Source organism: Micromonospora ferruginea, from assembly GCF_013694245.2.
Classification (GTDB): domain Bacteria; phylum Actinomycetota; class Actinomycetes; order Mycobacteriales; family Micromonosporaceae; genus Micromonospora; species Micromonospora robiginosa.
The window spans coordinates 2,174,269-2,186,843 of record NZ_CP059322.2; the positions used below are offsets into that span (position 1 = coordinate 2,174,269).

A 12,575-nucleotide genomic window follows, 5' to 3' on the forward strand; every position below is an offset into this window, starting at 1 on the left:
GTCAGCCCCGCCCGGCGATCGCGTCGGCCCAGCCGGCCGGGTCGTCGGGCACCCGGGTCACGGTCAGCTCGCCGAGGCACACCTCGCCCCACCAGGCCACACCTTCCGGGTCCGGCTCGCCCGGGCAGAGCAGCGTCACGTCCCCGGCGTACGGCGAGCTGGCGTACGCGTCGCCGGGGACCGGGTCGGCGACCGCCAGCCCGGTCACGTCCACCCCGGACTCGGTGAGCTGCCGGGCCAGCTCCAGCGCCAGCGCACCGGCCTCGCCCCGGCCCACCACGGTCAGCGGAGCCCCGGACCGGTGCCCGGCCAGCTCGGCGGCGTAGTCGGCGGCGAGCCGCTGCACCAGCGGCGCCGGGTCCAGGCCGGTGTAGCGGTGCAGCGCGCCGTCGGCCACCCCCCACACCGCGCCGTCAACGGCCAGCCCGGCCGGCAGGGCGGCGTACCCGTCGAGTCGGCCGCTGCCGTCGTGCACCAGCAGGTAGCGGGGCGGGCCGTCGCCCGCGAGCGGGGTCACCTCCACCGCGCCGGCGTCCGGCTCGTCGTCCGGGGCGGCGGGTCCGGCCGTGGCGGCGAGCCGTTCGGCGAGCGCGCCGACGGTGGGGTGTTCCAGGATGGTGCGCAGCAGCTCGTCGAAGAAGACCCCGGACGCGGCCGGCACCCGCTCGGCGAGCTGGCCGGCGAGCTTCGCGGCGAGCAGCGAATCCCCGCCGAGGGCGAAGAAGTCGGCGTCGCGGCCGACCCGCTCGACCCGCAGCACGTCCGCCCAGACGGCGGCGATCTCCTCCTCCAGCCCGGCGCTCGGCGCGGCGCCGCCGGTCTCCGGACCGGCCGTGCCGGCCGCCAACAACCGGCGCACCTCGGCGCGGTCCAGCTTGCCGTTGGCGGTCCGGGGCAGCTCGTCGACCACCTGCAACACGCTCGGCGCCATGTAGTCGGGCAGCCGCTCGGCCAGGTGCGCCCGCAGCTCGTCGGGCACCACCCGCCGCCGGTCCGCCTTTACCCGGGCCGCGACGATCCGCATCCCGAGCCCGGCCATCGGGTCCTCGGGCGCGGGCAGGTCGAGCACCGGCGCGGCGCCCGCGCCGGTGAGCAGGCCCCGCCACTCGTCCGCGTCGAGGAACGTCCGGTCGGTGCCGCGCCGCAGGTCGGCGAAGTCCCCCAGCTCGTCGTCGAGGCGCACCAGCAGCTCCAGCGACGTCATGATCTGGTAGTGCTCCCGGGTCATCTCCAGCAGCACCAGGTGCCCGCCCGGGGCGAGGACGCCGCGCAGCCGGGCCAGCGTCGCCGGCACGTCCCGGGTGGCGTGCAGCACGTCGCCGGCGATCACCAGGTCGACGCTGTTCGGGGCGAGACCCTGCCCGGCCGGGTCGGCGTCCAGGTCCAGCGTGGCGAAGCGCAGGCCGGGCCGGTCGCCGAAGCGCTGCCGGCCGGCCTCGACGAAGAACCCGGACAGGTCGGTGTAGAGGTAGTCGACGTCCAGCCCGTCGAGCGCGTCGAGGACGGCCGCCGTGGTGCCGCCCGAACCGGCGCCGACCTCGACGATCCGCACCGGTCCGGGCAGTCGTTCGGCGAGCGCCCGCACCGTCGACGCGGCGACCGCGTTGGCCCAGCGGTTGAACAGGGCGCCGGCGTAGAGGTTGTCCGACACGGCCAGCTCACCGGCCGGGAAGAGCAGCGCCAGCGGGTCCTCGTCGTCGCGCAGCAGCGCCGGCAGCGCCGCGGCGCTGCCCTGGAAGTAGCGCACCAGCTCCGGCGCCTCCCCCACCTCCGCCGCCCGCCGGGCCGCCGCGTCCCACGCCCGCGCCGCCGGGGACAGCGTCTCCACCAGCCGGTACGCGTCGTCGTCGCGTCGCAGCACGCCGGCGTCGGTGAGCGCCCGCAGCCAGCGCCGCAGCAGCCGGCGGTGCCGGGGCGCGACGCCGGTGCCCGCGTACACCTCGGCCAGCGGGTGCGGGCGGTCGTCCAGGAACAGGCCGGCCGCGCGCAGCGTGTCCAGCATGGCGGCCAGGCCGAGGCGGTCCAGGTCGTGCAGGTAGTCCGCGTACCCGTCCAGGTCGGTGCCGGCGACCACGGCGGCGCCGGCGGCGGTGGGGCCGGCCGGGTCGACGGTGGTGGCCGGGCCGGGTTCGACCGCGGCGGGCTGGACCACGGCGGCCAGCCTGCGCTCCAACGGGCGGTCCCCGTCCACCACGGCGACCGCCGCGCCGACCGCCGGATGGGCGAGCAGCGCGGCCTCCACCTCGGCCAGCTCGATCCGGTGCCCGCGCACCTTGACCTGGTGGTCCTCCCGGCCGAGGAACTCGATCACCCCGTCGGGCCGGTAGCGGCCCAGGTCGCCGGTGCGGTACAGCCGCTGCCCGGTGGCCGGGTCGGTGACGAACCGTTCGGCGGTGCGCTCCGGGTCGCCGAGGTAGCCCGACGCCAGCCCGGCGCCGCCGATGTACAGCTCGCCGGTCACCCAGTCCGGGCGGTCCCGCAGGCCGCCGTCGCGCACGTGCCAGCTCTGGTTGGCCAGCGGCACGCCGTACGGGATGCTGCGCCACGCCGGGTCGACCGCGCCGACCGGATGGATGATCGACCAGATCGCCGCCTCGGTCGCGCCGCCCAGGCTGACCACGGCCAGGCCGGGCACCAGGGCGCGGATCTCGTCCGGCAGGGTGACCGGGATCCAGTCGCCGCTGAGCAGCGCCAGCCGCAGCGACGGCGTGCGCACCGTCGGCGCGGCCGACAGATAGTCGGCGAGCATCTGCATCTGCGCCGGCACCGAGTTCCAGAGCGTCACCTCGTGGCCGGTGACCAGGTCCGCCCAGTGGGTCGGGTCGCCGCGCCGCTCGGGCGCGGGCAGCACCAGGGCGGCGCCCACGGCGGGCGGGCCGAACAGGTCGTAGACGGACAGGTCGAACCCGAGGCCGGCCAGGCCGAGGATCCGGTCGTCGGCGGTCACGTCGAAGCGGGTGTTGATGTCGACCACCGTGTTCAACGCCGCCCGGTGCGTGACCATCACGCCCTTCGGGGTGCCGGTGGAGCCGGACGTGTGGATGACGTACGCGAGGTCGTCGGGGCCGGCCTGGCGCGGCGGCAGCGCGGTCGGCGCGGGACCGTCGCAGTCGTCCACGGCGATCACCTCGACCGGGTCCGGCCAGTCGCCGTCCACGCGGTCCGCCTCGGTGAGCACGTGCCGCACGCCCGCCCCGGCGAGGATCAGGTCCCGCCGCGCCGGCGGCTGGTTGGTGTCGACCGGCACGTACGCGGCGCCGGCGAGCAGCGCGCCGAACACCGCGACGACCTGCCGCCAGCCCTTGTCGGCGACCACCGCGACCAGGTCGCCGGGGCGGCAGCCGGCCTCGGCGAGCCGGGCGGCCACCGCGCCCGCCCGCCCGGTGAGCTGCCGGTAGGTGAGGCTCGCGTCCGGCGCCACCACGGCGACCCGGTCCGGGGTGCGCAACGCCTGCGCGAGCACGCCCTCGTGCAGCAGCCCGTCGGGCAGCGGCGCGGCGGTGTCGTTGACCTCGGCCCGCCGGCGGGCGCTGGCCGCCGGCAGCGCGACCGGGGCGAGTTCCTCCCACGCCTCGTCGGTGCCGGCCAGCCGGCGCAGCAGCGCCGTGTACGCGGCGAACATCTCGTCCACGACGCCGTCTGCGAAGACGCCCTCGCGCACGTCCCAGTTGGTGGCGAGCCCGCCGGCGCGTTCGATGTTCTGGCAGTCGATCCAGACCTGCGGCGTCTGGCTGATGCCGTAGCCCAGCTCGCCGAAGCCCTCCACACCGGTGTCGCCGCCGAGCCCGATCGCGCTGGTGAACACCACAGGCATGAGCGCCGCGTCGGGTCCCCGCCGCCGGGCCACCTCGCGCAGCACGTCGACGCCGGAGAACCGGCGGTGGTCCAGGTCGGACCAGAGCTGCGCCTGCAGGCGCTTGGCCCGTTCCTGCACCGGGGCGTCCGGGTCCTGTTCGACGGCGAGCAGGCTGACCGAGGTGAAGTCGCCGACGATCCGGTCCACCTGCGGGTGCGTCGGCACCCGGTCGAGCAGGGTCACGTCGACGCAGAACCGCGGGTGGGTGCTCCAGGCGGCGATCACCTCGGCGTACGCGGCGAGCACCGCGCCGGACGGGGTGACGCCGTGCCGCCCGGCGCGCTGGCGCAGCCCGGCCCACTCGGCCGCGTCGAGGCGCAGGTCGAGGCGGCGGAACCGGGGCGGGGCGGCGAGCGCGTCGGGGCGCAACGGCAGCTCCGGCGCGGGCGGCAGGTCGTCCAGGCGGGCCAGCCACCAGTCCCGGTCGGCGTCGCGGCGCGGCCCGTCGCGCAGTGGCGCGGTGGCCAGCAGGTGGTCGCGGAAGGTCAGCTCCAGGTCCTCGCCGGGCGGGTCACCGGCGTAGCGGCGGCCCAGCTCGTCCAGGAGCAGGTTGATGCTGACGAAGTCGCAGACCAGGAAGTCGATCGAGAAGTGCAGCACGCTGCGCCGCGGGCCGCGGGTCACCCGCAGCGTGAACAGCGGCCACTGCCGCGGGTCGTAGCGGCGGTGGTCCAGTTCCGCGCGGGTGGCGGCGACCGCGTCGGCGAAGCCGTCCGCGTCGGCGAAGCCGTCCGCGTCGGCGTCGCGGACCTCGATCCGGTACGGCGGGACGTCGGCGCGGACCTGCTGGGAGCCGTCGCGGTCGACGACGGCTCGGAGCATGTCGTGCCGGGCGACCACCTCCCGCCAGGCGTGTTCGAGCCGGTCCACGTCGAGGTCGGCGAAGCCCAGCTCGCCGTAGCCGTGGCAGCCGACCCCGCCGTAGGCGAACGTGTCGCCGCGCCCGAGCAGGTAGGCGCTCTGCACGTCGGTGAGCGGGAACGGCTCGTACCGCTGCTCGGGGTGCGGCACGGCGGCGGGGACGGCGGCGTCGCGCACCGCGGCCAGCACCTCCTCGCGGTGCTGGCGCAGCGCGGCCCGCCGCTGGTCGGTGAGGACGCCGGCCGGGGCGCGGAAGCGGAGCTGGCCGTTCTCCTCCCAGAGTCGGACACCGAGTTGCGCCAGTTCGGCGACCAGGTCCTGCCCGTTCATATCGCCCCTTCCTCGTACGCGCCGGCGGCGTCCTGCACGGCGGTGGCCAGGTCCGCGATGGTGGGTCGGTCGAACAGTCCCCGCATCGGCAGGTCGACGCCGTAGCGGTCGCGCAGCACGGCCAACAGGCGGGTGGCGAGCAGGCTGTCGCCGCCGAGGGCGAAGAAGTTGCGGGTGCGGCCGGGTGTCGGGCAGGCCAGCAGTTCGGCCCAGAGCGCGCCGATCTCGGTCTCCAACCCGGGCCGGGGTGGTTCGTCGGGCGGCGCGCCGTCGCCGGTGGCGAGCAGCCGGGCCACCGCGGTCCGGTCGACCTTGCCGTTGCCGCTGAGCGGCAGCGCGTCGAGGACCGCGAGATGCTCGGGGATCATGTAGGCGGGCAGCCGGTCGGTGAGGGAGACACGCAGGTCGTCGGCGTCGACGGGCTGGTGGACGGTGACGGCGGCGGCGAGCCGGCGGGTGCTGGCGCCGACCGCGACGGCGACGGCGTCCCGCACGGCCGGGTGGTGCAGCAGCGCGGCCTCGATCTCGCCCAGTTCGATGCGGTGGCCGCGGATCTTGACCTGGTGGTCGGTGCGGCCGAGGAATTCCAGCGTGCCGTCGGGCCAGTACCGCCCGAGGTCCCCGGTGCGGTACCACCGGACCCCCTCGTGGGTGACGAACCGTTCGGCGGTGCGCTCGGGGTCGCCGCGGTAGCCCTCGGCCACGCCGGCCCCGCCGATCCACAGCTCGCCGGGCACCCAGTCCGGGCAGTCCCGCCCGCGTCCGTCCACCACCCGGTACCGCTGGTTGGGCAGCGGATGGCCGTAGGGGATGGACCGCCAGTGCGCCGGCACCTCGCCCACCTCGAACGCGTTGGACCAGATCGCCGCCTCGGTGGCGCCGCCGAGCGCGACGAGCCGCGCGCCGGGACGGGCGGCCACCAACCGGTCCCGCAGGTCGAGGCCCACCCAGTCGCCGGAGACCAGCGCGAGCCGCAGCGCTCCCGGTGGTTCGTCGCCGGCGGCGGTGAGCAGCATGTCGAGCAGGGCCGGCACGGTGTTCCAGACGGTGACGTGGTGGTCGGTGGCGAGGCGCAGCCAGGCGCGGGCGTCACGGCGCTGGTCCTCGCCGACGACGACGAGGGCGCCGCCGGCGCCGAGCAGGCCGAAGACGTCGAAGACGGACAGGTCGAAGTCCAACGCGGACACCGCCAGCACCCGGTCGCCGGAGCCGATGTCGTAGCGGCGGCGGATCGCCTCGATGGTGTTCATCGCCGCCGCATGCGACACCTCCACGCCCTTGGGCTCCCCCGTCGACCCCGACGTGAAGATCACGTAGGCCAGGGCGGCCGGGTCGACGTCCACCGGCCGCTCCAGCGCCGGCCCACCGTCACCGTCGGGCCCGATGCCCCCGGCCTCGCCGTCCCGGCCGGAACGGTCGGCGCGGACCAGCACCTTCGCCCCGGCCCGGCCGAGGATCCGCTCCCGCCGCGCGGCCGGCTGATCCACGCCGACCGGCACGTACACACCGCCGGCGGCCAGCACCGCGAGGACCGCGACGACCTGCTCCACACCCTTGGGCAGACACACCCCCACCGCGTCACCGACATTGACGCCGGCGCGCACCAGCGCCCCGGCCAACCGCAACGACCGCCCGGCCAACTCCCCGTAGGACACCGACAGCCCGTCACCCAGCACCGCCGCACGATCCGGCTCCCGCGCCGCCCACCCGAAGAACCCCTCGTGCAACAGCCCCGCCGGCAAGACGGTCGCCGTGTCGTTCACCCGCTCCCGCACCGCGCGCTGTGCCGGCGGCAACCCGACCGGCGCCGGCCGCGACCAGTCGCCGGACGCCAGCCCGCGCAGCACGTCCAGGTAGGCGGCGAACATCGCCTCCGACACCCCGGGCGGGAACAACTCCGCCACCAGGTCCCAGTTCACCAGCAGGCCGCCGTCGCGTTCCATGACCTGGTTGTCCAGCCACACCTGCGGGGTCTGCGAGGCGCCCCAGATCTGCTCGCCGAACGGCAGGTCCATGCTGACCAGCTCGTCGCTGATGCCGAGCGCGCTGGTGAAGACCACCGGCATGGTCGCCGCCGCCGCCCCGGCGCGGCGGGCGATCTCCCGCAGCACCCAGATCGCGGACACGCCGTGGTGCTCCATGCCGTCCCACATCCGCTCCTGCAGGCGACGCACCAGGCTCAGGAAGTCGTCGCCGGCGGCCGGCCGGTGCGGCACGAGCAGCAGCGAGGTGAAGTCGCCCAACACGTGGTCGATGTCCGAGTGGACCTCGCGGCGGTCGAACAGGGTCAGGTTGAGCGTGAGGTCACTCCGGCCGCTCCAGGCCGAGAGCACCTCGGCGTACGCGGTGGCCAGCACCGCGGCCGGGCTCACGCCGTGGGTACGGGCGGCAGCCACCAGGGCGGACCACCGCTCGGGGTCGAGGCGTCCCTCGTGGCGGACGAAGCGGGGCGCGCGGACCCGGTCCGGGTCGACGGCCAGCGGCAGGTGCGGCGCGGGTGGCAGCTCGGCCGCCTGCGCCGACCAGTAGCGCCGGTCCTCGGCGACGGTGGCCTCGTCGGGCCCGGCGTGCAGCACGTAGTCCCGGAAGGACACCCCGATCGGGCGCAGCGGCGCGTCGAGGTCGGTGTAGAGCGCGGACAGCTCGGCGAAGACGGTGACGATGCTCAGCGCGTCGAGCACGATGTAGTCGAAGCTGAACGCCAGCCGGACCCGGTTGTCGCCGTGCCGGGCGGCCTCGATCGCCACCAGCGGCCACCGGGTCGGGTCGGCCACCCGGTGCGACAGCCGGTCGCGCAGTTCGGCCGGCGCGGCCTCGCCCTCGGTGACCGCAATGGCGACGTCGGGCACCTCGGGCAGGATGCGTTGCCGCCCGTCGGGGTCGATGACCGCGCGCAGCATCTCGTGCCGGCGCACCAGCCGGTTCCAGGCGGTGGCGAGCCGGTCGAGGTCCACGTCCGCGCCGTCGAACTCCCAGTACCAGTGCGAGCCCACCTCGCCGAGCGCGAAGTCGCCGGTGCGCCCGATCCAGTAGGCGCGCTGCACGTCGGTGAGGGGGAACGGGTCGTGCCGGTGCGCGAGGTCCGCGGCGAGCGTCGCGGCCGGGCCGGCGTCCCGCTCCAGCCGCAGGCCGGCGGCGAACGCGCGCAGCGTGGGCGTGGCGAAGAGTTGCCGGAGTTGCCCGCCGGCCAGCCCGGCCGCCCGCATCCGGCCGAGCAGTCGGGTGGCGAGCAGGCTGTCCCCGCCGAGGGCGAAGAAGCTGTCGGCGCGTCCGACGGCCGGCACGTCGAGCAGTTCGGCCCAGACCGCGGCCAGCGCGGTTTCCACCGGGCCGACCGGCGGCCGGCTCTCGGTGGGCCGGTCGGCCCGGTCGGCCAGGCGATCGGCCAGCGCCCGCCGGTCGATCTTGCCGTTGCCGCTGAGCGGCAGCGCGTCGAGGACCGCGACGTGCTCGGGAACCATGTACCCGGGCAGCCGGTCGGTCAAAAAGGCGCGCAGGTCGTCGGCGTCGACGTGCTGGTGGACGGTGACGGCGGCGGCGAGCCGGCGGGTGGTGGCGCCGACCGCGACGGTGACCGCGTCGCGCACCGCGGGATGCTGATGCAGCGCGGTGTCGATCTCGCCGAGTTCGATGCGGTGGCCGCGGATCTTGACCTGGTGGTCGGTGCGGCCGAGGAATTCCAGGGTGCCGTCGGGCCAGTACCGGCCGAGGTCGCCGGTGCGGTACCACCGGGCGCCCACGTGGGTGACGAACCGTTCGGCGGTGCGCTGCGGGTCGCCCCGGTAACCGGCCGCCACGCCGGCCCCGCCGATCCACAGCTCACCGGGCACCCAGTCCGGGCAGTCCCGCCCGCGTCCGTCCACCACCCGGCAACGCTGGTTGGGCAGCGGCCGCCCGTACGGGATGGACCGCCAGTCCGCCGGCACCTCGCCGACGTCGAGGACGGTGGAGTGGATCGCCGTCTCGGTGGTGCCGCCGAGGGCGACCAGCCGGGCGTGCGGGCGCAGCGCGGTCAGCCGCCCCGGCAGGTCCAGGCCGACCCAGTCGCCGCCGAGCAGCGCGAGCCGCAGGTCGGTGGTCGTCCCGTCCGCCTCGGCGGCGGTGAGCAGCATGTCCAGCAGCGCCGGCACCGACTGCCAGACGGTGACGTGGTGCTCGGTGGCGAGGCGCAGCCAGGCGCGGGCGTCGCGCCGCTGGTCCTCGCCGACGACGACGAGGGCGCCGCCGGCGCCGAGCAGGCCGAAGACGTCGAAGACGGACAGGTCGAAGTCCAGCGCGGACACCGCCAGCACCCGGTCGCCGGAGCCGATGTCGTAGCGGCGGCGGATCGCCTCGATGGTGTTCATCGCGGCGGCGTGCGACACCTCGACGCCCTTGGGCTCCCCGGTCGACCCGGACGTGAAGATCACGTAGGCCAGGGCGCCCGGGTCGACGTCCACCGGCCGCTCCAGCGCCGGCCCACCGTCACCGTCGGGCCCCACTCCGTCGACCGCCGGGCCGAGCGCAGCGGGCGCGCCGCCGTTCGGCCCCGCTTCGTCGGCGGCCGGTCCGCCGCGGTCGGCGCGGATCAGCACCTTGGCCCCGGCCCGGCCGAGGATCCGCTCCCGCCGCGCGGCCGGCTGATCCACGCCGACCGGCACGTACACGCCACCGGCGGCCAGCACCGCGAGGACCGCGACGACTTGCTCCACACCCTTGGGCAGACACACCCCCACCGCGTCACCGACATTGACGCCGGCGCGCACCAGCGCCCCGGCCAACCGCAACGACCGCCCGGCCAACTCCCCGTAGGACACCGACAACCCGTCACCCAGAACCGCCGGGCGGCCCGGCTCCCGCGCCGCCCACCCGAAGAACCCCTCGTGCAACAGCCCCGCCGGCAAGACGGTCGCCGTGTCGTTCACCCGCTCCCGCACCGCGCGCTGCGTCGCCGGCAGGTCCACCGCCGCCGGCGCCGACCAGTCACCGTCCACCAGCCCGCGCAACAGCGACACGTACGCGGCGAACATCGCCTCCGACACCCCGGCCGGGAACAACTCCGCCACCACGTCCCAGTTCAGGTACAGGCCGCCCTCCCGCTCGGTGACCTGGTTGTCCAGCCACACCTGCGGAGTCTGCGAGCTGGTCCACACCGGGTCGCCGAAGCACGTACGCACGTCCGCGCCGAACAGTTCGCCGAGGCTCAGCGCGCTGGTGAAGACCACCGGCGCGAGCACCGCCCGCTCCGCCCGGTGGCGGGCCAGGTCGCGCAGCACGTCCACCCCGGAGTACGCGCTGTGCGTGACGTCGCGGGTGAACTGCTCGTGCAGCCGGCGGGCCCGGTCCACGAACGACGCCTCGTCGGTCGCGTCGACCTCCAGCAGCAGCAGGTTGGTGAAGTCGCCGCTGAGCAGCGGCACGTCCGGGTGGTACGGCGTGCGGTCGTACAGCGGCAGGTTGAGCAGGAAGCGTTGCCGGCTGCTCCAGGCGGCCAGCACCTCGGCGAACGCGGTCAGGAACACCATCGGCAGGGTGACGCCGTGCTCGCGGGCGCGGGCGGCGAGGCGGTCCCGGTCGGCGCCGGGCAGCCAGTGGTGGTGGCGGGTCACCCGGTGTCCGCGCACCCGCTCCGGCGCCACCGCGACCGGCAGCTCGGGTCCGCCGGGCAGCTCCGGCAGCCGCTCCCGCCAGTAGGCCGACGCGGCCTGCCGGGCGGCCTCCCGGCGGCGGGCGTGCACGGCCAGGTACTGCGGATAGCTGTAGCCGATCGCCGGCAGCGGCGCGTCCGGGCGGTCGTAGAGGGCGGCCAGGTCGGCCAGGAGGACCCGGAAGCTGTGCGCGTCGGCGACCAGCATCTCGATCTCGACGTGGATCCGGGTGGCGCCCTCGGGCAGCAGGGAGAGCTGGATGTCGAACACCTCGCCCCGGTCCACCCGCAGGCTGCGGTGCGACAGCGTGTCGCGCAGCTCGGCGAGGCGCCGGTCCCGGTCGGCCGGGGTGAGGTCGCGCAGGTCGTGCACGGTCAGGCCGGGCCACGCCCCGTCCGGGCCGATCTGCTGGCGGCCGTCGTCGAGGAACGTCGCCCGCAGCATGTCGTGCCGGCGCACCAGCGCGCGCACGGCCCGCTCCAGCCGCGCCGGGTCCACGTGCCGGCCGTCGAACTCGTTGTAGAAGTGCGCGCCGACGCCGCCGAGCGCCTGGTCCCCGGCCCGTCCGACCCAGTACGCGTGCTGCATGGTGGCCAGCGCGAACGGCGCCTGCGGGTCGACCGCCTCGTCGTCGGCCGGCGCGGGCGTCGCGTCGCCGCCGGCCGCGTGCGCCAGGGCGTGCCACTGCCGCACCGTGCGGTGCTCGATGAGCTGGCCGAAGGTGAGGTCCGCGCCGGCGGCCGACCACTGCGCCGCCAGCCGCATCAGGCCGATCGAGTCGAGACCGCGCTCCAGCAGGTCGTCGTCGGGCGACACCGGCTCGTCGAGCAGCCCGGCGACGTCGCCGCACATGCCGTCCAGGGTCAGCGTGGTCAGCACTGGCATGTCCACTCCGGTCAGGCGCGAGGTAGGCGGATCGAGCGGTCGGCGAAGCCGATGAGGTCGAGGCGTTCCAGCCCCGAGCGGACCCGGGGGGTCAGCAGCCCGATGTTGGCCAGGGCGGTGACCACCCGGGCGAAGATGGCCTGCCGATACTTGATCATCAGCTCGTTGTGCGCGGCGAAGTCGACGCCCTCGTCGCGGTCGACCTCGATGCGGTCCCACACGTCCTCGAGCAGGAACCGGCGGCGCATCAGGCTCGCCGACTCCAGCACCATCTCCTCCCGGTCGGCCCGCTCCGCGCTGGTCATCTCGGCGTAGATGCCCTCCAGCGACAGCACGCCGAAGGAGACGTGCCGGGCCTCATCGCGGGCCACCAGCCGGGTGATGTCGCAGATGAGCCGGTCGTGGAAGGTGCTGTTGGCGAGCCGGAACGCGGCCATCGCCAGCGCCTCGACGATGATCTGCATGCCCAGCGCGGTGATGTCCCACCGGGCGTCGGAGAGCAGGTCCTCCAGCAGTTCGGCCAGCGCCGGGTTGATCGGGTACGGCTCGGGCACCTTCTCCCGCAGGTAGCGGGAGAACGCCTCGACGTGGCGTGCCTCGTCGGCGGCCTGGCTGGCCGCGTAGTACTTGCTGTCCAGGTCGGGCACCACCTCGACCAGGCGGGCGGCCACCACCAGCGCGCCCTGCTCGCCGTGCAGGAACTGGCTGACCATCCAGGACTGCAGCTCCCAGCGGAACGTGTCCCACATCGGGCGGCCGCGCGCGGCCAGCGGGGACGCCTCGAACGAGGCCATCGCGAACGCCGAGTCGTCGGGCAGCGGCTCACCGAACGGCACCGGGATGGACCAGTCCACGTCCGTGGTGGCGTTCCACTGCGCGCTCTTGGCCCGCTCGTAGAGGGCGAGCACCCGAGGCATCTCGGACTCGTACCGCCACGTCAGCCGAGCCGGCACGGGCGTGGTGACCGACAGACCAGACATGCGCCCAAGGTACCGACAGACAACACAAGATGCCAG

Annotated in this window: 3 protein-coding genes; all 3 read right to left on the bottom strand. The window is 75.4% G+C overall.

Annotated features, from left to right (window positions below; translation table 11 throughout):
• Window position 1: 1 nt before the first annotated feature.
• From H1D33_RS09685 to H1D33_RS09695, 3 genes are read right to left on the bottom strand one after another with little or no spacing between them, the layout of a single operon-like run.
• Window positions 2-5,047 carry a non-ribosomal peptide synthetase gene (locus tag H1D33_RS09685; RefSeq protein ID WP_181568389.1) on the bottom strand — a complete coding sequence of 1,682 codons (5,046 nt, stop codon included), beginning with the start codon at window positions 5,045-5,047 and terminating at the stop codon, window positions 2-4.
• Window positions 5,044-11,559 carry a non-ribosomal peptide synthetase gene (locus H1D33_RS09690; protein ID WP_246411488.1) on the bottom strand — a complete coding sequence of 2,172 codons (6,516 nt, stop codon included), beginning with the start codon at window positions 11,557-11,559 and terminating at the stop codon, window positions 5,044-5,046. Before H1D33_RS09690 ends, H1D33_RS09685 begins: the two co-directional genes overlap by 4 nt.
• Window positions 11,560-11,570: 11 nt before the next feature.
• Entirely contained in the window at window positions 11,571-12,539 is a 969-nt protein-coding gene (locus tag H1D33_RS09695; protein WP_181568388.1) for a ferritin-like domain-containing protein, read from the bottom strand.
• Window positions 12,540-12,575: the final 36 nt, after the last annotated feature.